Below are 24,468 nucleotides of genomic sequence, written 5' to 3' on the forward strand. Positions count from 1 at the left end.
AGTCAGTCTCAGAATCAATTTCAGAATCAGTATCCGAGTCCGTTTCCGAATCTGTATCTGAGTCAATCTCTGAGTCAGTGTCTGAATCCGTTTCAGAATCAATTTCAGAATCTGTGTCTGAGTCAGTATCAGAATCCGTATCAGAATCAATTTCAGAATCAGTATCTGAGTCAGTATCAGAATCAATTTCAGAATCAGTATCTGAGTCAGTGTCTGAATCCGTTTCAGAATCAATCTCAGAATCTGTGTCTGAGTCAGTATCAGAATCCGTATCAGAGTCAGTATCAGAATCAATTTCAGAATCTGTATCCGAGTCCGTTTCCGAATCTGTATCTGAGTCAGTGTCTGAATCCGTTTCAGAATCAATCTCAGAATCTGTGTCTGAGTCAGTATCAGAGTCAGTCTCAGAATCAATTTCAGAATCAGTATCCGAGTCCGTTTCAGAATCAATTTCAGAATCTGTATCTGAGTCAGTATCAGAGTCAATCTCAGAATCTGTATCCGAGTCCGTTTCCGAGTCAATCTCAGAATCCGTATCTGAATCAGTATCAGAGTCAGTGTCTGAATCCGTTTCAGAATCTGTGTCTGAGTCAGTATCAGAATCCGTTTCAGAATCAATCTCAGAATCTGTGTCTGAGTCAGTAAGTGAATCCGTTTCAGAATCAGTATCCGAGTCCGTATCAGAGTCAATCTCAGAGTCAGTATCTGAATCAGTAAGCGAGTCAGTGTCTGAATCCGTTTCAGAATCAATCTCAGAATCTGTGTCTGAGTCAGTAAGTGAGTCAGTCTCAGAATCAATTTCAGAATCTGTGTCTGAGTCAGTATCTGAGTCTATGTCAGAAAAAGCTAAACGTCGTCTTCCAAATACTGGTACAGAAGAAAATAACACTGCTCTTCTATCAGGGTTAGGTTTACTCTTTGGTGCAGGCTTGCTTGCTAAACGTCGTAAACGTGACGAAAAATAATATAATCTGACTGTCTTAAGTTTAGTATCCTCTCCCCTTGGGATTATCAGCCATGAGATATTGCTTATTTCAATCACCTAAAATAATAATACTCATTAATGAAATTTAGACAGTTGCAAAAAGAGATCCAGCGAGATCTCTTTTTGCGTGATTAGACTACTCTTCATTCCTATCTTTTTTTCTGATATTATGGTAAAATAAAGGGTAAATTTATTTTTGGAGAAAATTGTGAGTATAGATGATTATAGGCCGGACTTTTTAGTTGAGGCAGTTTATGATTTAACCCCAGACCGTTTGCGTCATCATGGTATAAAGGCTGTTTTAGTCGATTTAGACAATACCTTGATTGCATGGAACAACCCTGATGGCACCCCAGAACTTCGTGACTGGTTGGATAGTATGACAGAAGCCGATATGCCTGTTGTAGTGGTTTCTAATAATAAGCACTCACGGGTTGAGCGTGCCGTTGACAAATTCGGTGTGGACTTTGTAAGTCGTGCCATGAAGCCTTTTACAAGGGGGATTAAGATTGCAATTGATCGCTATGGCTTTGATCCGACAGAGGTTGTTATGGTAGGAGATCAACTCATGACTGATATTCGCGCAGCTCACCGTGCGGGTATTAAGTCTATCTTGGTAAAACCGTTGGTCACATCAGATGCATGGAATACCAAAATTAACCGTTGGCGTGAACGTCGCGTAGTAGCCAAGTTAGAAGATAAATACGGAAAACTAAACTATCAAAAAGGAATTTAATTTGGAAGAATTATACTGTATTGGCTGTGGAGCCCAGATTCAAACCAAGGACAAAGAAAAAGCAGGTTACACTCCAAGTGCTGCCCTTGAAAAAGGGCTAGAAACGGGTGAGGTTTATTGTCAACGTTGCTTTAGATTACGTCACTACAATGAAATCACAGATGTTAATATTTCAGATGACGAGTTTTTAAAACTCCTTCATGAAGTAGGTGATAGTCAAGCTCTTGTGGTTAATGTTGTGGATATTTTTGACTTTAATGGTTCGATTATTCCAGGGCTACCTCGATTTGTAGCTGGAAATGATGTGCTTTTAGTGGGAAATAAAAAAGATATCCTCCCTAAATCAGTCAAAGATGGAAAAGTAACCCAATGGTTGACAGAACGAGCGCATGAAGAAGGCATTCGTCCTGTTGATGTGGTGTTGACCTCAGCACAAAATAATACAGCTATTCGCGAGCTTATCGATAAAATTGATGCCTATCGTAAGGGACGGGATGTTTATGTTGTTGGAGTAACTAATGTTGGAAAATCAACTCTAATTAATGCCATCATCCAAGAAATTACAGGTGATCAAAATGTTATTACGACTTCTCGCTTTCCTGGGACAACTTTAGATAAGATTGAGATTCCACTTGATGATGGTTCCTATATCTTTGACACCCCAGGGATTATTCACCGTCATCAGATGGCACATTACTTAAGTGCTAAAGACCTCAAGTATGTCAGCCCTAAAAAAGAGATTAAACCAAAGACCTATCAGCTCAATCCAGAACAAACCCTATTTTTAGGTGGTTTAGCACGTTTTGACTATATCTCGGGTGAAAAGCAGGGCTTCACTGTCTTTTTAGATAATAACCTTAAACTTCACCGTACCAAAATGATTGGTGCAGATGCTTTTTATGATAAGCATGTTGGGAGTCTATTGATGCCACCTGGTCCTAAAGATTTAGCAGGCTTTCCAAACTTAGTCAAACACGAATTTACCATCACTGAGAAGACAGATATTGTTTTTTCTGGACTAGGATGGATTCGTGTTACAGGTAAAGCAAGGATCGCAGCATGGGCTCCAGAAGGTGTTGCTGTCCTACTTAGAAAAGCTTTAATTTAAAGATAGTCTAATAAGCGCAAGCTTTTATAAAAAAAGGAGAAAAAATGGCACTTACTAGTAAGCAACGTGCTTTTCTAAAATCAGAAGCACACAGCCTAAAACCGATTATTCAGATTGGGAAAAACGGGCTAAATGATCAAATTAAAACCAGTGTCCGCAATGCTCTAGATGCTAGAGAATTGATTAAGGTCACTCTGTTGCAAAATACCGATGAAGACATTCAGGAGGTGGCAGAAATTTTAGAAGACGAAATCGGTGTTGATACCGTATTAAAAATTGGACGAATTTTGATTCTTTATAAAGAATCATCACGCAAAGAAAACCGTAAACTTTCACCTAAAGTAAAAGCGATTTAAGGTGGAAAGATCGGTTCGGAGGATGCTATGGCAATTGAACTCTTAACACCATTTACAAAAGTAGAACTTGACACGAAAGACGATAAAAAAGGACGCAAACAGGTTGGTATCCTAGGTGGAAATTTTAACCCTGTTCATAATGCACATTTGATAGTAGCAGACCAAGTGAGGCAACAACTGGGACTAGATCAAGTCTTCCTAATGCCTGAATATGAGCCACCGCATGTAGATAAAAAAGAAACGATTGATGAAAAGCATCGTCTCAAAATGATTGAGTTGGCACTAGATGGCATTAACGGTTTAGCAGTAGAAACACTTGAACTAGAGCGTAAAGGGGTTTCCTATACCTATGACACCATCAAAATGTTAACAGAACAACATCCTGATGTGGACTATTACTTTATTATCGGAGCTGATATGGTAGCTTATCTTCCAAAATGGTATAAGATTGATGAGTTAGTGAAAATGGTTCAATTTGTCGGCGTTCAAAGACCAAAATTTAAGGCTGGTACTAGCTATCCTGTCATTTGGGTTGATGTTCCCTTGATGGATATCTCATCGAGTATGATTCGTGATTTTATCAAGTCTGGGCGGACCCCCAACTTTCTTCTTCCTAAACCTGTTTTGGACTATATCAAAGAAGAAGGACTTTATCAATGACCTATGAAAAGTATATTAATCTCTCTCGGGAAGACTTATTAGTGACCTTACAAAAGGTCATGAGTGAGAAGCGTTTTAAGCATGTATTAGGTGTGGAAAAGGCAGCTATTCATCTAGCGCAGTTAAATAATTATGATCAAGAAAAAGCAGGTTTGGCAGGGCTTTTGCATGATTATGCCAAAGAGCTCTCTGATAAAGAGTTTTTATCTCTGATTGATCGCTATGCACTTGATCCTGATTTGAAAAATTGGAATAACAATGTTTGGCATGGTATAGTTGGTATCTATAAAATTCAAGAAGACCTAGGTCTGAGGGATGCTGAGATTTTACGCAGTATTGAATGCCATACTGTAGGTAGTGCTCAAATGACAACACTGGATAAGATTGTTTATGTAGCCGATTATATTGAACACAATCGCCAATTTCCTCTTGTTGAGGAGGCGCGCTTGATTGCTGAAGAAGATCTCGATCGTGCAGTGGCTTATGAAACGGTGCATACTGTTGAATACCTAGCTAAAAAAGCTCTTCCTATTTATCCCAAAACCCTAGAAACATACAATGCTTATGTTCATAAGCTGAAAGAATAAAGAATAAAGGAGAAAGCAGTGACAGAAAAAGAATTACTGACATTAGTGGTGAGTGCTGCCGATGAAAAACGTGCAGAAGATATCGCTATTTTAGATTTACAGAGTTTAACGAGCATGACAGATTATTTTGTCATTATGAGCTCAACAAACAGCCGTCAACTCGAAGCGATTGCGGAAAATATCCGTGAAAAAGTGAAAGAAGCAGGTGGTGACCCTAGCCATGTTGAAGGTGATGCCAAAGGAGGATGGGTCTTACTGGATTTAAATAGTGTGATTGTCCATGTCTTCTCAGAAGATGAGCGTGACCACTATAACTTGGAAAAACTTTGGCATGAAGCCCCGTTGCTTGATGTTTCAGAATTTTTACCTAAATAATAAATCAATAGAGGTTGAGGTAGGTTATCTCAACCTCTATTAACCATTTTAGAAAGGATAAAAGATAGATGGCAACATATGAAACCTTTGCAAGAGTTTATGATAGCATCATGGATGATAGCCTTTATGATAAGTGGACAGACTTTAGTTTACGACACTTTCCTAAACATAAGAAAAAGTTATTAGAGTTAGCTTGTGGAACAGGGATTCAGTCTGTCCGTTTTGCTCAAGCGGGATTTGAGGTTACTGGCTTAGATTTGAGTGCGGATATGCTTGAGCTTGCTAAAAAGCGTGCTTCCTCAGCGCATCAAAAGATAGCCTTCCTTCAAGGCAATATGCTCGATTTATCAAATGTTGGGAGTTTTGATTTGGTAACTTGCTACTCAGATTCTATCTGTTACATGCAAGATGAAGTGGAGGTTGGTGATGTTTTTGGAGAAGTTTACAATTGTCTAAATGAGGGAGGCGTCTTTATTTTTGATGTCCACTCCACTTATCAAACTGACGAGGTTTTTCCAGGCTATTCTTATCATGAAAATGCAGAAGATTTTGCTATGGTATGGGACACTTATGCAGATGAAGCCCCTCATTCTGTTGTGCATGAATTAACCTTTTTTATTCAGGATGATGACGGACGTTTTACTCGCTTTGATGAGATTCATGAGGAGCGAACTTACGAGATTCTGACCTATGACATTTTATTAGAGCAAGCAGGATTTACAGATGTTAAGGTCTACGCTGATTTTGAGGATAAAGAGCCACAGGAGCAATCTGCACGATGGTTCTTTGTAGCTAAAAAACCATGATTACAGGAATTGTCGCAGAGTTTAATCCCTTTCATAATGGTCACGCTTATCTTTTAGGAAAAGCCCAAGGTTTAAAAATTGTGGCGATGTCGGGGAATTTTATGCAGCGAGGGGAACCTGCACTTGTGGACAAATGGACCAGAGCCCAGATGGCCTTGGAAAATGGAGCTGATATCGTTGTGGAGCTGCCTTTTTTGACTTCAGTTCAAGCGGCGGATCACTTTGCACAAGGAGCGATAGCTATCTTAGCGCGATTAGGTGTGGATAACTTGGTCTTTGGAACAGAAGAAGTGATTGATTATCAAAAGATTTCCACACTTTATGTGGAAAAACAGCAAGAAATGGTGAATTATTTGTCTAGTTTACCTGAAACCTTATCTTATCCACAAAAAACACAAGCCATGTGGGAAAAATTTGCTGGTTTAAGTTTCTCAGGCTCCACCCCAAATCATGTTCTGGGTCTAGCTTATACGAAAGCAGCAAGTGCTTATGGCATCACCTTGAGCCCTATTCAAAGGCAAGGCGCAGCTTTTCACTCTGAAGAAAAAGAGACAAACTATGCCTCAGCAACTGCTATTAGAAAGCATATTTCAGATCAAGATTTTGTGGATAAGTTTAGTCCTTCAGCGCAGTTACTTTTATCTTGTCCACAAGTCTCTTGGGAAAACTATTTTTCTTACCTCAAGTATCGTATTTTAAGTCAAGATGATTTGACGACAATTTATCAAGTCAATCAAGAAATGTCACAGCGTATCAAAGCGGCTATTAGAACAGCTGCTTCTTTAGATGAGTTGGTAGAAAAAGTGGTCACCAAGCGCTATACTAAAGCTAGAGTTAGACGAATGTTGACTTATATTTTAGTGAATGCCAAAGAAACAACCTTACCAGAAGGGATCCATGTCTTAGGATTTAATGGAAAAGGACAGAAACATCTTAAGTCCATAAAAAAAAGTGTCCCCTTGATCACAAAAATTGGCCAGAAACCTTGGGATGAATTGACACAAAAAGCAGATGATATCTATCGTTTAGGTCATTCTGATATCAAGGAACAGAACTTTGGTCGCATTCCAGTAAGAACCTTGTAAATAACATCAGCTAGATAGGAGTTGGTATTTTAAATGGATGGACTGGTATTATGTGAGCCTTGTTTTATCAATTGTTCAAGGGGGATGAGCTATCTTTTCAATTAGTATCATAAAATGAAGGAGTGCTATCTGATAAAGCATATGGAGAAACAAAGAGATAAAAAACAGATGAGCTATTATATAGTGGCATTTGTGTTAGTATTGATGGCGGTATTCGTTTATATGGTAGGACGATCGCGTTACTTGTATGCATTTTTTAAGAATGATGACCAAAAAATACAGATTTATACAGGATGGCGTCCGAATGCTATCAGTTTATATAAAGAACTTCAAATCGTCGGTAGAGATCCTTCTATTCTTAGAGTGGGAGAGTATTACTATATTGCTGTTACAGAATTTGATCCTCAGACAGGTAAGGACTTTGTCATCTATAAAACAAAAGATTTTAATCAGATAGAACGTCATGAGATAAAGGCTGGTTTAACAACTCCTCAGACCCAAAGTGTCTGGGCACCTGATTTATTTCAGACAAAAGATGGAAAAGTGGGTGTTGTCATCTCAGTACAAGCAGAAGGAAATCCTTTAGAAACAGATAAAAATGGTAATGAGATGAAGGTGTTTGATAACTATACCATGATATTAAATTTGGAAAATATGACAGTTTCCACGGTTAAAAAGTTATTGTTAGATGGAGGCAATAAAATTGATGGTCATATTTTTTGGGACACTGATTCATATCGCTTACTGATAAAGGATGAGAAAAATAAGGAGATAGAGTTGTGGTCAAGCAACGATTTTGTTACTTGGTCTCAAGATTATGACACTATTCCTCAAACTAAAACGGATATAGAAGGGGCATTTGTGATAAAAAGTGGTGGTTTATATACCATATACACAGATGAATATCCAGAAGGGAATAAAAAAGCTGGAGGTATTTATTTTACTCAAACGAGAGACTTTAAGCATTTTTCAAATCGCCAAAAACTAACAACAAAAGACCACATTAGGCACGGATCGGGCTTGTATCTTCCCTCTATATTTGAATTCTGGGTAGATAGATAATTTAAAACTATTAGCATCTCATAAGGAGAAATGAATAAAAAAACTCGTCTGGGTTGTTGACCAGACGTTTTTTTTATAATTCATTAACCACATATTGAAAGAGCTTGAAGTTTTCATTTTTTTCTTGAATCAGGAGTTCTGGGTGCCATTGGACACCGAGGTAGGCAATTTTATTGCTTCTTACTGCTTCGATGGTGTTATCTTTGGGATCAACTGCAATAACCTCAAGAGATGGTGCTAAATCTTTAATGGCTTGACGGTGAAAGGAATTAATACTATTTTTAGAGCCAAAAATGTTAGCTAATTCGGAATTTTTTAAGACTGAGATCTCATGGGTAGTTTGAGAGCCTAGTTCACTTTGCCAGTGATTTTTTATCGATTGTTCAAGTGTTCCCCCCATGGCAACATTAACCAGTTGGGTACCGCGGCAGACGCTAAAAATCGGTTTATTTTGTTTGATAGCCTCAGCAACAAGGGCCAGTTCGAATTCATCACGTTCACGATGATAGTCATCACTATTAATAGTTTGTTCTTCACCATAATAATCTGGCAGTACATTTTGTCCACCTGTGATAATGAGTTTATCAATCATATCAACATAATCCTTAGCAATGGCAATATCACCGATTGGTAAGATGATAGGAATCCCTCCAGCTTCTTTCACAGCCTCAGAGAATGCCTTAGAGGCAAAGGTACGGGTGATGGCTTTATTAGGATCTAATTGATTGGTTTCGTTTCCAGTAATTCCTATAATTGGTTTTTTCATTTCCTTGTCCCCCCTCTTTTTAAATGGCTTTATTATCATAACACGATTTTAGACTCTTGTGAAATAGGAATTTCTTATCACTTTGATAGGAAAAACAAAAGACTTATTTTGCTTGTGAAAGCAGTCTAAATAATATTTTACCAAATGCTGACAAAGTGCTATAATATAAGGGATATTGATTTTCGCTCTGCTTTTAAAAAGCGAGATAAAACTAAAAAGATAAAAGGAGATTACCCATGGGACGTAAGTGGGCCAATATTGTTGCCAAAAAAACTGCTAAAGACGGAGCAACGTCTAAAATTTATGCTAAATTTGGTGTAGAGATTTATGTTGCAGCCAAGCAAGGAGATCCAGATCCAGAAACAAATGCGGCTCTACGCTTTGTTTTAGAGCGTGCTAAACAAGCGCAAGTACCAAAGCATATCATTGACCGTGCCATTGATAAGGCTAAAGGTAATACAGATGAAACCTTTGTAGAAGGACGTTATGAAGGGTTTGGACCAAATGGTTCAATGATTATCGTCGATACTTTGACATCAAATGTTAACCGTACAGCTGCCAATGTTCGTACAGCTTATGGTAAAAACGGTGGAAATATGGGAGCATCCGGCTCAGTTTCGTATTTGTTTGACAAAAAAGGTGTTATCGTTTTTGCAGGCGATGATGCAGACAGTATTTTTGAAATCTTACTTGAGGCTGATGTGGATGTGGATGACGTTGAGGCAGAAGATGGCTCAATTACAGTCTATACTGCACCGACAGATCTTCATAAAGGAATCGAAGCCCTTCGTGCTAATGGAATTGAAGAGTTTCAAGTAACAGAACTTGAGATGATTCCACAATCAGAAGTGGAGCTTTCAGGTGAAGATCTTGAGACGTTCGAAAAACTCATTGATGCTCTTGAAGCAGATGATGATGTCCAAAAAGTTTATCACAATGTAGCAGATTTTTAAGTTTTACTGATAAAAAATGGTCTAACAGACGCAATCTATATGCATCTGTTAGGCTTTTTTGATATCTTTTTTCTATCACTGTGATAAAAAAGAAGTATTAGCCTTTTAGGATTAGGAATGTTATCATGGTCAAAATGAAAAGGAGTAGTGACGATGAAAAAAGTGTTGATAAGTTTAGGATTAGCTTTTCCTCTAGTTCTTGGAGGAGTATCTGCCAGTGCTGATGAAAAGGAAATTGTTGTGGCAACTGCAGGTGATATTAAACCTTTCTCTTATGAGAGTAAAGGGCAATTAACAGGTTATGATATTGAAGTGTTAAAAGCAGCCGATCAATTGATTGAAGACTATAAGGTAACCTTTAAAAAAACATCTTGGGAAAGTATTTTTCCTGGTTTAGATAGTGGTCGTTATCAGGCGGCAGCTAATAATCTGAGTTATACAGAAGAGAGGGCAAAGAAGTATCTTTATTCAACAGCTATTGCTCAAAATCCCCTAGTTTTAGTCAGTAGGCCTTCAGAAAAACTACGAACTCTGTCTGACTTGGCAGGTAAGACTACTCATGACGATGTAGGGACTTCAACCGCACAGTTGGTGGAAGAGTGGAATAAAAAACAGGAAAATCAGTCTTCAACTATCGTTTATACTGGAGAAGATATCGGAAAACGTCTTTTTGATTTGAATGAAGGAAAGTTTGATTACTTGATTTTTGATAAAATCAGCATTGAAACCCTTATCAAACAAAAAGGTTATGATTTAGAAGTTGCCGATTTAAAAACAGATCTGAACCCTAATAACTATATTGTCTTTTCAAAAGATGCCAAGGACTTTGCATCCCAATTTGACAAGGCTGTTAAAAAACTTTATGCTAAAGGGGAGTTAGAAAAATTAAGTCAAACCTATCTCGGAGGTAGCTATTTACCAGAACAATAAAAGAGTGGAGAATTTATGGAATCGGATTTTTACGACAATCTTTCTAAAGTGAGACAGCATATTCATGCCAATCCTGAAATTTCTAACAAAGAATTTCAAACGACTCAATTTTTACGGCAACGATTAGAAGCTTTGGATATTAAGATTTTAGACTTGCCTTTAACAACTGGTCTTGTCGCTGAAATGGGGCAAGGTTATCCTATCATTGCCTTAAGAGCTGATATTGATGCTCTTCCTATTGTGGAAAAAAATACCTTTTCTTATGCTAGTCAAAATGGTGCCATGCATGCTTGTGGACATGATTTTCATCAAACATCATTATTGGGAGCTGCACAACTATTAAAAGCTAGAGAATCAGAATTAAGAGGAAGGGTTCGCTTGATTTTTCAACCAGCTGAAGAAGTGGCAACAGGTGCCTATACAATGATTGATGCAGGTGCCTTAGAAGACGTCTCTGCCATTATTGGTTACCATAATATGCCTTTTTTAAAACCTGGTCAAATCGGCCTACGTTCAAAGGCTATCATGGCAGCTGTTGAAAAATTTAAAGTTTGTGTGACTGGTGTAAGTGGTCATGCTGCCAGACCTGATTTGGGAGTGGATACTGTTTTAACCATTACAACGATGGTGAACAATCTTCAAGCAATTGTGTCACGTCAGGTTTCTCCTTTTGAACCGACGGTGTTATCGGTCACGCATATTGAGGTTGGTTCGGCTTGGAATATTATGCCTCATCAAGGTTTTTTTGAAGGAACAATTCGAAGTTTTACACCAGATAATCGTATTTTTTTACGTCAGAAGTTTACGCAGATTGTGGAGCAGACGGCTCAACAATTTGGAGCAGAAGTTGATATTCAGTGGGATCAAACGCCAAATGTCACTTATAATGATGAGATTCTAACCCCTTTGATAGCGGAAAACAGTAAAAGCTTTGCAGAAGTGATTGAGGTTGCTCCTGTTACGGGTGGGGAAGATTTTGCGGCTTACCAAGAAAAGATTCCAGGCGTATTTGCTTTTATTGGTGCAAATGGAGATCCTGATGCTCCCGATCTTCATCATGATACCTTTAAGGTAAAAGATGAAGCCCTACCAATTGCTGTTAAATACTATGTTCATAATGCTGAAATGTTATTGGCATATTTTGGTGATAAAGAAAAGCTATCACGGTGATAAAAATTATCTACTAGCTAGTATTTTTAAATCGTGGTAAGATAGGTTTACTAACGTTTTGGAGGAATAATATGAAATTGAAAAAAGTAGTGACGTTTGCAGGTATTGCGGCAGCATCGGCTCTTGTTTTAGCGGCATGCAGTTCATCATCGTCAAAAAGTAGTACTGCATCAAGCTCGAAAGAAGAAGTTGTATTTGCTACTGTTGGGACAACTGCACCATTTTCATATGAAAAAGATGGTGAGTTAACAGGTTATGATATCGAAGTGGCTAAAGCTGTATTTGAAGGTTCTGATAAATATGAAGTGAAGTTTCAAAAAACAGAGTGGACTTCTATCTTTACTGGTCTAGATTCTGGAAAATTCCAAATGGGTGGAAACAACATTAGTTACTCAGAAGAACGTGGGGCTAAATACCTTTATTCTTACCCAATTGGGTCAACTCCTCAAGTTTTAACCGTTCCAAAAGATTCAGAGATTAAGTCGTATGAGGACATTGCTGGACACTCTACTCAGGTTGTACAAGGAACAACAACTGAGGCTCAGTTAAAAGAGTTTAATGATAGTCACAAAGATAATCCTGTTGAATTGAAATATACTAATGAAAATATCACTCAAATTTTGACTAGCTTGAGTGAAGGGAAAGCAGACTTTAAGATTTTTGATGCCCCAACAGTTAACTCTGTCATTAAAAACCAAGGTCTAGATAATTTACAGACTATTGAGTTAGAATCTCAAGAACAACCATTCATCTACTTTATTTTTGGACAAGATCAAGAAGAGCTCCAAACATTTGTTAATGAGCGATTAAAAGAGCTTCAAGTAGATGGTACATTGTCTAAGTTAGCCAAAGAATATCTTGGTGGAGACTATGTTCCAACAGCAGACGACTTAACCGTTCCTAACAAGTAATCACATCAAGTCTAGAGCAACATGCTCTGGGCTTTTTAAAAATTGTCAAACAGGACGTTTGATTTACCTTATAGTTATTTTCTATATCCAGACTTAGCTAATAACAATTTGCTAGATGACATATATTGTGAGAAAATAGAAAACAGTTAAAGATGAAAATTAAAGGTGGAAATATCATGAAATTGAAAAAAGTATTAGGAATTACAGGATTAGCTTTAGCATCAACACTAGTTTTAGCAGCTTGTGGCTCAAAGCAAACAGAAGATAAAAATACCCTAACTATTGGTGTTATGACGAAAACAGAGTCAGATGAAGCACGTTGGGAAAAGATTGAAGAACTTCTAAAAGAAGATGGCATTACCTTGAAATACAAGGAGTTTACAGATTATTCACAACCTAACAAGGCATTAGCAAATGGAGAAGTGGATCTTAATGCCTTCCAACACTATAACTTCCTTAACAACTGGAATAAGGAAAATAAAGGGGATTTAGTATCTGCTGCAGAAACTTATATTAGCCCAATTAACCTTTTCTCTGGTACAGATTCTTCTGGTAAAGCAAAATACACTAAAGTTTCAGATCTTCCTGATGGTGCTCAAATTGCGGTACCAAATGATGCGACAAATGAAAGCCGTGCCCTATATGTTCTTCAGGCAGCGGGCTTGATTAAACTAGATGTGTCAGGTGAGGAACTTGCAACGATTGCTAATATCACTGAAAACAAGAAAAATCTTGATATTAAAGAGTTAGATGCTAGCCAGACTGCTCGTGCTTTGACATCAGCTGATGCGGCTATTGTGAACAATAGCTATGCAGTACCAGCAGGTATTGACTATAATACCTCACTTTATAAAGAGCAAGCAGACGAGGATTCAGCAAAACAATGGATCAATATTATTGCAGCTCAAAAAGATTATAAAGAATCAGACAAAGCGGATGCTATTGCTAAGTTGATCAAAGCTTATCACACAGATGAAGTGAAAAAAGTGATTGAAGAAACATCAAATGGTGTAGATGTTCCAGTTTGGTAAAAAACATAAGAGGTTGAGTTAGCTTACGGAGCATGGGATTTTCCCAGCTCCATTTTGTCGTATAAGGAGAGAAGATGGCATTTTCAAGTGAGCGTGAACAAATTGAAAAATTTAAAAATGATGAAGTTGCCCAACATTATTTTGAGGTTTTGCGGACGCTAATCTCAAAAAAGTCAATTTTTGCGCAACAAATTGGCTTAGCTGACGTAGCAGCTTATTTAGGAGAAGTTTTCTCAAGTGTTGGTGCAGAGGTGACGATTGATGAATCTTATACTGCTCCTTTTGTCATAGCTAAGTTTAAAAGTCCAAATCCTGATGCTAAAACCATTATTTTTTATAATCATTATGATACTGTACCAGCAGATAAGGACCAAAAGTGGACGGATGATCCTTTTAAATTGACCATTAGAAAGGGCTACATGTATGGTCGAGGGGTTGATGATGACAAGGGGCACATCACGGCACGTTTAACAGCTGTCAGAAAATATATTAAAGAAGTTGGTCCTCTTCCTGTTAATGTGACTTTTATCATGGAAGGAGCAGAAGAGTCTGCTTCAACGGATTTGGATAAATATCTTGCCAAGTATCAGAAAGATCTTCTTCCAGCAGATTTTCTTATCTGGGAGCAAGGAGCTAAAAATAGTTCAGGTCAACTGGAAATCACAGGTGGTAATAAAGGCATTGTAACTTTTGATTTATCTGTCAAAAGTGCTGATGTTGATATTCATTCAAAGTTTGGTGCAGTAATTGATTCAGCTTCTTGGTATTTACTAAGTGCTTTAAACAGTTTACGGGATGAAACTGGTCGGATTTTAGTTGAGGGGATTTATGATCAGATTAAAGAGCCTAGTCAGCGTGAGTTGGATTTAGTTGAGGAGTATGCTCTTGAAAATAGTGAAACTTTGAGAAAACTATATGGTCTGCGATTACCTGCTCTTAAAAAAGAACGTCGCGATTTTTTGAGAACTTATTATTTTGAACCTGCCCTCTCAATAGAGGGGTTGAGCACAGGTTACCAAGGTCAAGGTGTTAAAACCATTATTCCGTCTAAGGCTTCTGCTAAGATGGAGATGCGCTTGGTTCCAGGTCTTACTCCTCACTATGTTTTAGAGCAAATTCAAAAACATTTGAAACAGGCAGGTTATGATCATATCCGTGTGACCTATACTCTTGGTGAGGAAGCTTATCGATCCGATATGTCATCACCTGCTGTTTTAAAAGTTATTGAACTCGCTAAAGCTTTTTATCCAGAAGGAATTTGTGTCCTGCCTACTGCTGCAGGAACGGGTCCTATGCACACCATATATGAAGCATTAGGTGTCCCTATGGCAGCTTTTGGATTAGGTAATGCCAATAGTCGAGATCATGGTGGAGATGAAAATGTTTCTATAGCTGATTATTATACCCATATTGAATTAATTAAGGAGTTAATAAAATCTTATGCCTAATCCTATTATTAAATTAGATCATATTGACATTACGTTTCATCAGAAAAAACGTGTCATTGAAGCTGTCAAAGACGTTACCGTTCATATCAATCAAGGTGATATTTATGGTATTGTAGGTTATTCTGGTGCTGGAAAATCAACCCTTGTTCGTGTGATCAACTTACTACAAGTTCCAACAGCTGGTAAGATTACAATTGATGGTGATGTGACCTTCTCAGATGAAAAAGTTCAGCTGAATCCAGCAGCCTTACGTCAGAAACGCCGTGATATTGGAATGATTTTTCAACACTTTAACCTGATGGCACAGAAAACAGCACGTGAAAATGTTGCTTTTGCCCTCAAGCACTCTTCTTTGACGACAGAGGAGAAAGCTAAAAAAGTTGAAGAATTACTAGACTTGGTTGGCCTTGCAGAACGTGCTGACAATTACCCATCTCAATTATCTGGAGGACAAAAACAACGTGTTGCGATTGCGCGTGCTTTGGCAAATGACCCTAAGATCTTGATTTCAGATGAATCAACATCAGCTCTAGATCCTAAAACTACAAAACAGATTTTAGCCTTATTGAAGGATCTTAATAAAAAATTGGGTCTTACGATTGTGATGATCACCCATGAAATGCAGATTGTTAAAGATATTTGTAATCGTGTAGCCGTGATGCAAAATGGAGTACTTATCGAAGAAGGAACAGTTCTTGATATCTTTTCTAATCCTAAAGAGACTTTGACCCAAGATTTTATCAAGGTTGCTACAGGGATTGAAGATGCTATGGAAAAAATTGAACAACAAGATATTGTTCAGCATCTTCCAGAGAATGCTCTATTAGCTCAACTCAACTATGCAGGAACTTCTACTGATGAACCTATCTTAAACGAGATTTATAAACGTTATGAAGTAACAGCAAATATTTTATTTGCCAATATTGAGATTTTATCAGATACTCCTGTTGGTGAGTTGATTGTAGTCTTGTCAGGTGAAAAAGAAAAACTAGTACAGGCTCAAGTAGCTATAAAAGAGGCAGGGATTGATTTAATCGTATTAAAGAAAGGTGCTTAAATGACAAACTTAATTCAAACATATCTACCAAATGTGTATCAATTGGGCTGGAGTGGTGATGCTGGTTGGGGAACTGCAATTTTTACGACACTGTATATGACGGTTATCCCTTTTATCATTGGTGGGATAGCAGGCTTAGGGGCAGGTCTTTTATTGGTTATGACAGGACCAGGTGGTGTTATTGAAAATAAGCCAGTCTATTGGATTTTAGATAAGATTGCTTCTGTTTTTAGAGCTATTCCATTTATCATCTTATTGGCGATTTTGATGCCTGTGACCATGTTGATTGTTGGGACAATGTTGGGGCCAGATGCTGCTAATGTTTCCTTATCTGTAGCAGTATTTGCCTTCTTTTTACGACAAGTGCAAGTCGTTTTATCAGAGCTGGATAAAGGAGTGATTGAAGCAGCACAAGCTTCTGGCGCGACAACTTGGGATATTGTTGGGGTTTACTTATCAGAAGGCTTACCAGATCTTATCCGTGTATCAACAGTAACCCTTATCTCTTTAGTTGGTGAAACGGCTATGGCTGGTGCTATTGGTGCAGGTGGTCTGGGAAATGTGGCCATTTCTTATGGTTATAACCGCTTCAACAATGATGTTACTTTTGTGGCAACCTTGATTATTCTTCTTATTATTTTTGCTATTCAGTTTGCAGGTGATAGTTTGACACGAAAAATCAGTCACCGATAAGCTTTTGTTTAAGAACATAAAAAACGACTATCAGATGTAAAATCTGGTAGTCGTTTTTGTATCTACTTATTTTTTAACCTTTGAGAAAACAAGCCCAAGGATTAATCCAATGAGGGCAAAAGTTACCCAACCTAGTGAATATTGTCCTAGAGGAACAACCTTAGTAAAGAAGTTACTTAAAGCTGATGGGATAGTAAAAAATCCTGTCATAGTGGCAAAAGTAGAAATAGCATCATAAAGTCCAGCGAAAAATGTCAACCCAATGGTAAAGACATAGACACTACGATGAGAGTGGAAGTATTTATCCCCTAGCACTAAGAAAATTAAAGTAATCGTCAAAGGATAAAGGAGATAAAGAACAGGAACAGACCACTTAATAATTTCAGACAAGCCACCAAAGTAGAAAGTCGTTGCTATACAAGTGAAGATGCTTGCCCACATCACATGAGAAATTTTTGGAATAAGACCATGGAAATATTCCGCACAAGCTGTGATCAATCCTGTTGAAGTGGTCAAGCAAGCAAGAAAGACAATAATAGAAAGAATGTTTTGCCCAATTGTCCCAAGATAGAGTCTGGAAGCTTGACTAAGGACGTGTCCTCCATCAATAGGCATTCCATTTTGTACAAATTGTCCATTTGAAAAATCAAATAACCCTTGTGAAGTTGCGCCGATACGTGCTACAAAGATATAAATGAGTGCTAGGAGAGAAATAGCAACTAGACCAGATTTGATGGTCAAGCCTGAGATTTCTTTTTCAGAGGTTGCACCATATTGTTTAGCAGCATCAATCACTAGAACTGCAAAAGCAAGGGAAGCAAGAGCATCCATTGTTCCATATCCTTGAATGAGTCCAGCGATAAATGGAAGATCCTTGAAAGCATCATTGACACTAGAGCTCGCGTTGTGTGCTGCTCCAAGAGATCCAGAAGGATTGATAAAGGACATGATAATCACAACTGCAATTGTGATGAGAAGCGTCGGTGTTAAGTATTTCCCAATACGCTCAGTCATCTTGCTAGGTTTAATAGCCATCCAGTAGGATAACCCAAAGAAAATTAGGGCATAAATGACTTTGACCACTAAACTAGAACCAAAGATAGGTTCTACTCCCATGGAATAAGAGGTTGCACCAGTTCTTGGGATAGCAAAGAAAGGTCCGATTGAAAGATATAGAGCCACAGAAAAGAAGATAGCATAAGGCTTAGACACACGTGAAGCCAATTCTTCCATATTTTTTGCTCCAGACCATGCTGTTGCAATCACACCTAAAAAAGGAAGGGTAACACCTGTTAGGCAGAAAGCTAGGATAGATACCCAGACATTTTTACCAGAATAAATTCCTAAAAGGGCAGGATAAATTAAGTTGGCAGCGCCAAAGAAAAGCGCAAAAAGCATAAAACCAATAACGGTATAGACTTTAGTGTCAAATTGTTTTGTTTTCATATAAAACCTTTCCAAGTCATAAACATTTTAAAAATCTATTATAGCTTAAATTGTCATACAATTCAAGTCAATTTTATACAATTTAATAAATAGCTCAGTGAAGAAGAGGAAGGAAAGATTGACTTGCGCTTTAATTTATAATATGATGGAGAATGTGAAAAAATGAAGGAGTGTAACATGTCTAGATTTATCAGAACGTGGAATCGAACCAGTCTAATTAAACGGATTATGATTGGTGTCCTATTTGGGATTGTTTTAGGATTAGTAGTACCGAAATTTACAGTGATAGGCCTTTTAGGGAGCTTATTTGTAGGGGGCTTAAAAGCTGTCGCTCCCTTGTTGGTTTTTGCCTTAGTAGCGAATGCCCTTTCTCAAACGAGAGAAGGTCAAAAATCTAATATGAAAACAGTAGTGGGGCTATATCTTTTAGGAACATTTGCGGCGGCATTAATGGCTGTTATTGTTAATTATATCTTTCCTTTAAAGTTGGTGTTAAAAAAAGCAGAGACGGGTGAGTTGAGCCCTCCACAAGGTGTAGCAGAAGTGTTTCAAAGTTTATTGTTAAACCTAGTGGATAATCCAGTTAATGCTCTAGCAACGGCAAACTATATTGGTGTTTTATTTTGGGCGGTTATTTTTGGTTTTGCAATGAGAACTGCCAGTCCTAATACCAAAGACCTTTTACATACTCTGGCAGAAGTGACTTCCCAAGTGGTTAGCTGGATTATTAACCTAGCTCCATTTGGAATTATGGGCCTAGTTTTTACAACTATCTCAGAAAATGGTCTAGGTATTTTGGCTGATTATGGGATGCTTCTTGCGGTTTTGGTTGGGACCATGTTTTTCATCGCCTTAGTCATCAATCCTTTGATTGCCTTTGTGATGATGCGAAAAAATCCTTATCCACTTGTCTTTCGTTGCTTAAAAGAAAGTGGCGTGACAGCTTTCTTTACCAGAAGCTCTGCAGCCAATATTCCTGTTAATATGAAATTGTGTGAGAGTTTAGGCTTGGATCCAGATACTTATTCTATCTCTATCCCACTTGGTGCGACTATTAACATGGCAGGTGCAGCAGTCACTATTAATGTGTTAACTATGGCAGCAGTTAATACCTTGGGGATTGAGGTTGATTTTGCGACAGCTTTTCTTCTTAGTATTGTGGCTGCAGTTTCTGCCTGCGGTGCATCAGGTGTTGCTGGAGGATCTTTACTTTTGATTCCTGTAGCCTGTAGTTTATTTGGTATTTCAAATGATCTCGCCATGCAAGTTGTAGGAGTTGGTTTTATTATTGGTGTTTTGCAAGACTCATTTGAAACAGCCCTTAATTCCTCAACAGATGTTCTTTTTACAGCTGTAGCTGAAAAATCTGTTTGGGGAAAGAAAAATAAATAAAAAGCTAAGATTACCTAGTTTTTCTATAGTCTAAAACTATATCTAGCTCAAATAAATCGGTATTTTACACCTGCACTGTTCTATGTTATTATTGATATTCAATAATATGGAAAGTGCAGGTTTTTTATGAGTAATCAGTTATTGGTTTTGCAATCAGATTTTGGCTTGGTTGATGGTGCAGTTTCAGCTATGATTGGGGTGGCCCTTCAGGAAGCTCCTAATCTTGGGGTTCATCATTTGACCCATGAAATCACACCTTATAATATTTTTGAGGCAAGCTATCGCCTTTTTCAAACCATAGAGTATTGGCCAAAGGGAACTACTTTTGTTTCAGTTGTTGACCCAGGTGTGGGATCAGATCGTAAAAGTGTTGTTGCTCTAACCAATGCAGATCAGTATATTGTAACACCAGATAACGGGACTTTGTCTTATATTAAAAAACATGTTGGTATTAAGGCTGTTCGTGAAATTTCAGAGGTTAAAAACCGCCGTGAAAATACCGAGCTATCTTATACTTTCCATGGACGTGATGTCTATGCTTTTACAGGGGCAAAGCTTGCTTCAGGCCATATTAGTTTTGAAGAGGTGGGTCCAGAGCTCTCGGTTGATGCGATTGTGGAGTTGCCAGTTGTGGAGACCCTAGTAGAAGAGGATTTGGTGAAAGGTGCCATTGATATTTTAGATGTCCGTTTTGGCTCGCTTTGGACCTCTATCACGCGTGAAGAGTTTTATCGTTTAGATCCAGAGTTCGGTGATCGATTTGAAGTGACCATTTATAATAATGATATGTTAGTCTATCAAAACCAAGTGACTTATGGTAAATCATTTGCGGATGTTCGAATTGGTCAACCTATTTTATATATCAATTCACTTTATCGTTTGGGACTGGCTATTAACCAAGGTTCTTTTGCCAAGGCTTATAATGTCGGTGTGGGACCCCAATGGCATCTTGAAATTAAGAAAATTTAGGAGAAGTTATGAAAAATAATACGATTAAAAATGTAGTGGCAACAGGTATCGGAGCAGCTTTATTTGTAGTCATCGGAATTTTGGTGAATATCCCAAGCCCAGTTCCAAATACTAGCATTCAATTGCAATATGCAGTTCAGGCTCTTTTTGCTGTAATTTATGGCCCAGTTGTTGGTGGCTTGGTTGGCTTTATCGGACATATGGTAAAAGATATGTTTTCAGGTTACGGAATCTGGTGGACCTGGGTTATTCCAAGTGGTCTATTAGGGCTAGCTATTGGTTTATTGAAGCAAAGGTTATCAATTGAAAAAGGGCTATTTCCTAAGAAAGATATCTTGACATTTAATGTCGTACAAATTGTTGCTAACCTTTTGGTTTGGGGGTTGATTGCTCCTATTGGAGATATCTTGGTTTATCAAGAACCTTCAAGTAAAGTTTATACACAAGGGCTTGTTGCTGGCTTGTCTAATGCAACAACCATTGCCATTGGTGGCACTTTACTTTTAGCAGTATATGCTAAAACTCGAACACAATCAGGAAGTTTATCCAAAGATTAAGGAGTCAGCTCAGTTGTTTGTCAGCTGAGTTTTCTCATATTCTGTAACTGTGGTAAAATAATAAAGTAAACTTTTAGATGAGATGTAAAGATAAGAGATAAAATGACAGATAACGTGATAGAATTTAAAAATTTTAGTTTTAAATATGATGCTCAATCGGAGCCGACCTTAAAAAATATCAATCTTTCTATCAAACGTGGAGAGAAGGTTTTAATTGTTGGTCCTTCTGGATCAGGGAAATCCACATTAGGACAGTGTTTGAATGGGATTATTCCTCATATTCATCAAGGTGAGCACGAGGGTGAGTTTTTGATTGATGGAAAACCTGCTTTTGACTTATCAATCTATGATAAATCTCATCTGGTCAGTACCGTGTTACAGGATACAGATGGGCAATTTATTGGTCTTAGTGTGGCTGAGGATTTAGCCTTTGCGCTTGAAAATGATGTGGTTTCTCAAAAGGAAATGAGAGATAAAGTTAATTTTTGGGCTAAGCATTTAGACTTAACACCTTTATTACATCATCGTCCTCAAGACTTATCAGGGGGACAAAAACAAAGGGTCAGCTTGGCAGGTGTTCTTATCGATGAAAGTCCGATTCTATTATTTGATGAACCATTAGCCAATTTAGACCCTAAATCAGGGCAAGATACGATTGCTTTGATTGATGATATCCATCAATCAACTGGCGGGACAACGATTATTATCGAGCATCGTTTAGAGGATGTCATTTACCGTAAGGTGGATCGCATTATTCTTATCAATGACGGCAGTATTCTTTTTAATGGATCGGTTAATGAGCTTTTAAAGACTAATCTTTTAAATGAAAATGGTATTCGTGAACCTCTTTATATTAGCGTCTTACGCTCTCTAGGTTATCCGTTTGAAGAAGAGCTGTATCTGGATCAACTTCATCGACTAGATTTACCAACTTATGCCTTAAGTGGCGAGACTTCTACTCTAGAGAACAAACAATCAGAAGTGGTTTTAGAAGTAAAGGGATGGCAGTTTGCTTATCGTAAAGAAAATCCTATTTTGAAAGATATCAACTTAAGCGTTTATAAAGGTGAAAAGATAGCCCTAGTTGGAAAAAATGGTGCAGGAAAATCGACCTTTGCCAAAAGCTTATGTCAATTTGTTCAGGCAGAAGGTCAGATTTTTTATAAGGGAAAAAATATAGCAGATGATTCGATGACAGAGCGAGCTAGTCGCATTGGTTATGTTTTACAAAATCCCAACCAAATGATTAGCCAGACAATGATTTTTGATGAAGTGGCTCTAGGACTACGTCTAAGAGGGATAGAAGAAGAAGTCATAAAAGAAAAGGTTTATGAGACCCTGAAAGTTTGCGGTCTGTATGCTTTTAGAAACTGGCCCGTTTCTGCCCTATCCTATGGCCAGAAAAAACGTGTTAGTATCGCATCAATTCTGGTTTTGAACCCAGAAATTATTATTTTGGATGAACCTACTGCAGGACAAGATCAAAAAAATTACACAGACTTAATGAATTTTTTAAATGGCTTGCAGGAAAAAGGACACACTATTATCATGATTACACATGATATGCAACTGATGTTAGAATACTCAGATCGCGCTATTGTTTTAGCAGAAGGGCGTATTTTAGCAGATGCTAGTCCACTAGAAGTTTTAAACCAGCCAGCTGTCTTAGAGCAGGCTAACTTAAAGCCAACGAGTCTATTTGCCTTAGCTCAAAAAATAGGGGAAGATCCTGAGCAAGTGACAGATTACTATATTAAAAAGAGAGGAGATAATGATGCAACAATCTAATAGTTTGATTGGTTTTCATGAAGGTCAGGGTTTTCTTTATGATCTATCTGGGGCCACTAAACTAGTTTTTTTCCTTCTGGTATCGATTGCCTGTATGACAACTTACGATACGCGTTTGATTGCCCTGGTCTCTTTTTTATCCTTAGTTTTATTTCGTTTGGCAAGGATACGCTTGCGTGATATTTCATTTGTCTTGATGTTTATCTTGACTTTTGCGACCTTAAATGTTGTGATGGTCTATCTTTTTGCACCAGCTTATGGTGAGGAGATCTATGGAGCAAAAACAGTTTTGGTAGAAGGTGTGGGGCGTTTTAACATCACAAGCCAAGAACTCTTTTATTTGTTAAATTTAATTTTAAAATATTTTTGTACGGTTCCTCTAGCAATTATCTTTTTGGTGACCACTCATCCTAGTCAATTTGCAGCTAGTCTCAATCAAATTGGGGTATCTTACAAGATAGCCTATGCGGTCAGTTTGACGCTACGCTATATTCCAGATCTTCAAGAGGAATTTCACATGATTAAACTCTCCCAACAGGCTCGTGGTTTAGAATTATCCTCAAAAGCTAGTCTTTTTTCGCGGATTAAAGGAAATATACGGATTATTACCCCTCTTATTTTTAGTTCGCTTGAGCGTATTGATACGATTTCAACTGCTATGGAGTTGCGTCGATTTGGTAAAGAGAAGAAAAGAAGCTGGTACAAAGGGCAAGCTCTCCTTTGGTATGACTACCTTGTCCTACTTTTGGCAGTGCTAATTTTGTTAACAAGTTTTTATCTCTTTTATCTCAATGGTGGACGTTTTTATAATCCTTGGAAATAAAATAATTTAAAATAAAAACTAGAATTTTCAACTTCCTTCAACTTTGGAGACCTTATCTCAATTGTTGGAAAGAATCAGAAATTCTAGTTTTTCGTTTAGTCAAAATACCCTAAATAATCATATTTTTCAAATGTTTTAGAACTGGTAACAGCTACGATAAGATTGTTAGCCTCTAGCGGAGCTTGTAAGATAGAAGTCGTGTTGATTGGCCCTCCCTTATTAGAACGAATACCGATGACATTGATATCGTATTGTTGACGTAAATTGAGTTGAGGAATAGATTTTCCAATCCATTTTTTAGGGGTTTTAAATTCAACAATAGACACATCACCTTCAAAATGAAAGACGTCATTAATACTATTTCGTAAGAGTCTAGAGACAAGATTTACCCCTGCTTCACGTTCGGGTGCGATGACTAAGTCGGCACCAATCCCGTAGAGGACTTCTTCGTAGGTTTTGCTTCTAGCCTTGGCAATAATTTGTGAGACTCCTAGTTTTTTGCAGTTCATAACAGCTAAGACAGCACTTTCAAGATTAGTTCCTGTTGCGACAATAACGGTATCGCACTGGTCGATACCGACATATTTTAGAAAATCAATATCCGTCATATCACCGATAACGGCTTTAGTGACCTGATCGGCTAATTCTTGGACATATTGCTTTTCGCTATCGATGATAATGACATCTTGATCTAAGCGGGCGAGTTCTTTTGCGACAGTACGACCAAAGATACCAAGCCCCAAAACACCAATAATTTTTCTTTTCATAGTTTTT

The 24,468-nt window shown here is 37.8% G+C and carries 26 protein-coding genes; 23 read left to right on the plus strand and 3 right to left on the minus strand.

Going from position 1 to position 24,468, the window contains the following annotated elements; translation table 11 throughout:
• Positions 1-77: 77 nt before the first annotated feature.
• The 10 genes from ACVRWY_RS05995 to ACVRWY_RS06040 all read left to right on the plus strand — a co-directional run bounded on the left by ACVRWY_RS05995 (position 78) and on the right by ACVRWY_RS06040 (position 7,760).
• Positions 78-965: a DUF445 family protein gene (locus ACVRWY_RS05995; RefSeq protein ID WP_447455783.1), complete on the plus strand. Its 888-nt coding sequence runs from the start codon at positions 78-80 to the stop codon at positions 963-965.
• 228 nt (positions 966-1,193) lie between these two features.
• The gene (locus ACVRWY_RS06000) at positions 1,194-1,721 is read left to right on the plus strand and encodes a YqeG family HAD IIIA-type phosphatase (protein ID WP_354369138.1); all 528 of its coding nucleotides are present in this window, start codon (positions 1,194-1,196) and stop codon (positions 1,719-1,721) included.
• A gap of 1 nt (position 1,722) precedes the next feature.
• Positions 1,723-2,829, plus strand: a complete 1,107-nt coding sequence (gene yqeH / locus ACVRWY_RS06005) for a ribosome biogenesis GTPase YqeH (protein ID WP_354369136.1) — start codon at positions 1,723-1,725, stop codon at positions 2,827-2,829.
• Positions 2,830-2,873: 44 nt separating this feature from the next.
• Complete coding sequence (yhbY, locus tag ACVRWY_RS06010; protein ID WP_354369134.1) at positions 2,874-3,185, plus strand: ribosome assembly RNA-binding protein YhbY; 312 nt, start codon at positions 2,874-2,876, stop codon at positions 3,183-3,185.
• A gap of 27 nt (positions 3,186-3,212) precedes the next feature.
• The gene (locus ACVRWY_RS06015; protein WP_354369132.1) at positions 3,213-3,845 is read left to right on the plus strand and encodes a nicotinate-nucleotide adenylyltransferase; all 633 of its coding nucleotides are present in this window, start codon (positions 3,213-3,215) and stop codon (positions 3,843-3,845) included.
• Positions 3,842-4,432 (plus strand): bis(5'-nucleosyl)-tetraphosphatase (symmetrical) YqeK, encoded by a 591-nt coding sequence (gene yqeK / locus ACVRWY_RS06020; RefSeq protein ID WP_354369130.1) that lies wholly within the window; start codon positions 3,842-3,844, stop codon positions 4,430-4,432. Before ACVRWY_RS06015 ends, yqeK begins: the two co-directional genes overlap by 4 nt.
• Before the next feature lie 18 nt (positions 4,433-4,450).
• Positions 4,451-4,807 (plus strand): ribosome silencing factor, encoded by a 357-nt coding sequence (rsfS, locus tag ACVRWY_RS06025; RefSeq protein ID WP_354369128.1) that lies wholly within the window; start codon positions 4,451-4,453, stop codon positions 4,805-4,807.
• A gap of 68 nt (positions 4,808-4,875) precedes the next feature.
• On the plus strand, positions 4,876-5,613 hold the full coding sequence (locus tag ACVRWY_RS06030; RefSeq protein WP_354369126.1) for a class I SAM-dependent DNA methyltransferase: 738 nt from the start codon (positions 4,876-4,878) through the stop codon (positions 5,611-5,613).
• Complete coding sequence (locus ACVRWY_RS06035; RefSeq protein ID WP_354369124.1) at positions 5,610-6,698, plus strand: nucleotidyltransferase; 1,089 nt, start codon at positions 5,610-5,612, stop codon at positions 6,696-6,698. Before ACVRWY_RS06030 ends, ACVRWY_RS06035 begins: the two co-directional genes overlap by 4 nt.
• A 168-nt stretch (positions 6,699-6,866) precedes the next feature.
• Positions 6,867-7,760: a family 43 glycosylhydrolase gene (locus tag ACVRWY_RS06040; RefSeq protein ID WP_354369122.1), complete on the plus strand. Its 894-nt coding sequence runs from the start codon at positions 6,867-6,869 to the stop codon at positions 7,758-7,760.
• 73 nt (positions 7,761-7,833) lie between these two features.
• Here ACVRWY_RS06040 and ACVRWY_RS06045 read toward each other — a convergent pair whose 3' ends face one another.
• A complete protein-coding gene (locus ACVRWY_RS06045) occupies positions 7,834-8,526 on the minus strand; it encodes a gamma-glutamyl-gamma-aminobutyrate hydrolase family protein (RefSeq protein ID WP_354369121.1) in 693 nt (230 codons plus the stop codon).
• Between the two features lie 236 nt (positions 8,527-8,762).
• On the opposite strand from ACVRWY_RS06045, the gene ACVRWY_RS06050 reads away from it, so the two are divergent.
• The 8 genes from ACVRWY_RS06050 to ACVRWY_RS06085 all read left to right on the plus strand — a co-directional run bounded on the left by ACVRWY_RS06050 (position 8,763) and on the right by ACVRWY_RS06085 (position 16,719).
• Positions 8,763-9,479 carry a YebC/PmpR family DNA-binding transcriptional regulator gene (locus ACVRWY_RS06050; RefSeq protein ID WP_354369119.1) on the plus strand — a complete coding sequence of 239 codons (717 nt, stop codon included), beginning with the start codon at positions 8,763-8,765 and terminating at the stop codon, positions 9,477-9,479.
• 153 nt (positions 9,480-9,632) lie between these two features.
• Entirely contained in the window at positions 9,633-10,409 is a 777-nt protein-coding gene (locus ACVRWY_RS06055) for a transporter substrate-binding domain-containing protein (RefSeq protein ID WP_354369117.1), read from the plus strand.
• Positions 10,410-10,424: 15 nt separating this feature from the next.
• On the plus strand, positions 10,425-11,579 hold the full coding sequence (locus ACVRWY_RS06060; RefSeq protein WP_354369115.1) for an amidohydrolase: 1,155 nt from the start codon (positions 10,425-10,427) through the stop codon (positions 11,577-11,579).
• A gap of 71 nt (positions 11,580-11,650) precedes the next feature.
• Entirely contained in the window at positions 11,651-12,490 is an 840-nt protein-coding gene (locus ACVRWY_RS06065) for an amino acid ABC transporter substrate-binding protein (RefSeq protein ID WP_354369113.1), read from the plus strand.
• Between the two features lie 176 nt (positions 12,491-12,666).
• The gene (locus ACVRWY_RS06070; protein ID WP_354369111.1) at positions 12,667-13,521 is read left to right on the plus strand and encodes a MetQ/NlpA family ABC transporter substrate-binding protein; all 855 of its coding nucleotides are present in this window, start codon (positions 12,667-12,669) and stop codon (positions 13,519-13,521) included.
• Positions 13,522-13,595: 74 nt separating this feature from the next.
• Positions 13,596-14,969: a M20/M25/M40 family metallo-hydrolase gene (locus tag ACVRWY_RS06075; protein WP_354369109.1), complete on the plus strand. Its 1,374-nt coding sequence runs from the start codon at positions 13,596-13,598 to the stop codon at positions 14,967-14,969.
• A complete protein-coding gene (locus ACVRWY_RS06080; RefSeq protein ID WP_354369107.1) occupies positions 14,962-16,026 on the plus strand; it encodes a methionine ABC transporter ATP-binding protein in 1,065 nt (354 codons plus the stop codon). The genes ACVRWY_RS06075 and ACVRWY_RS06080 overlap by 8 nt, the downstream gene beginning before the upstream one ends.
• Positions 16,027-16,719, plus strand: coding sequence for a methionine ABC transporter permease (locus ACVRWY_RS06085; protein ID WP_354369105.1), 693 nt, complete (start codon positions 16,027-16,029; stop codon positions 16,717-16,719).
• 66 nt (positions 16,720-16,785) lie between these two features.
• On the opposite strand, the gene brnQ is transcribed toward ACVRWY_RS06085, so the two are convergent.
• On the minus strand, positions 16,786-18,165 hold the full coding sequence (gene brnQ, locus ACVRWY_RS06090) for a branched-chain amino acid transport system II carrier protein (RefSeq protein ID WP_354369103.1): 1,380 nt from the start codon (positions 18,163-18,165) through the stop codon (positions 16,786-16,788).
• A 177-nt stretch (positions 18,166-18,342) separates the two neighbouring features.
• Between brnQ and sstT the strand changes: the two genes are divergently transcribed.
• The 5 genes from sstT to ACVRWY_RS06115 all read left to right on the plus strand — a co-directional run bounded on the left by sstT (position 18,343) and on the right by ACVRWY_RS06115 (position 23,694).
• Positions 18,343-19,557 carry a serine/threonine transporter SstT gene (gene sstT, locus ACVRWY_RS06095; RefSeq protein ID WP_354369101.1) on the plus strand — a complete coding sequence of 405 codons (1,215 nt, stop codon included), beginning with the start codon at positions 18,343-18,345 and terminating at the stop codon, positions 19,555-19,557.
• 126 nt (positions 19,558-19,683) lie between these two features.
• Positions 19,684-20,526 (plus strand): SAM hydrolase/SAM-dependent halogenase family protein, encoded by an 843-nt coding sequence (locus ACVRWY_RS06100; protein WP_354369099.1) that lies wholly within the window; start codon positions 19,684-19,686, stop codon positions 20,524-20,526.
• A gap of 8 nt (positions 20,527-20,534) precedes the next feature.
• Positions 20,535-21,083 carry an ECF-type riboflavin transporter substrate-binding protein gene (locus tag ACVRWY_RS06105; protein ID WP_354369097.1) on the plus strand — a complete coding sequence of 183 codons (549 nt, stop codon included), beginning with the start codon at positions 20,535-20,537 and terminating at the stop codon, positions 21,081-21,083.
• A 102-nt stretch (positions 21,084-21,185) separates the two neighbouring features.
• Positions 21,186-22,871, plus strand: coding sequence for an ABC transporter ATP-binding protein (locus ACVRWY_RS06110; protein ID WP_354369095.1), 1,686 nt, complete (start codon positions 21,186-21,188; stop codon positions 22,869-22,871).
• On the plus strand, positions 22,858-23,694 hold the full coding sequence (locus tag ACVRWY_RS06115) for an energy-coupling factor transporter transmembrane component T family protein (protein WP_354369093.1): 837 nt from the start codon (positions 22,858-22,860) through the stop codon (positions 23,692-23,694). The genes ACVRWY_RS06110 and ACVRWY_RS06115 overlap by 14 nt, the downstream gene beginning before the upstream one ends.
• Positions 23,695-23,789: 95 nt before the next feature.
• On the opposite strand, the gene ACVRWY_RS06120 is transcribed toward ACVRWY_RS06115, so the two are convergent.
• Positions 23,790-24,461 carry a potassium channel family protein gene (locus tag ACVRWY_RS06120; RefSeq protein WP_354369092.1) on the minus strand — a complete coding sequence of 224 codons (672 nt, stop codon included), beginning with the start codon at positions 24,459-24,461 and terminating at the stop codon, positions 23,790-23,792.
• Between the last annotated feature and the right edge of the window lie 7 nt (positions 24,462-24,468).

The organism is Streptococcus porcorum (assembly GCF_053203725.1).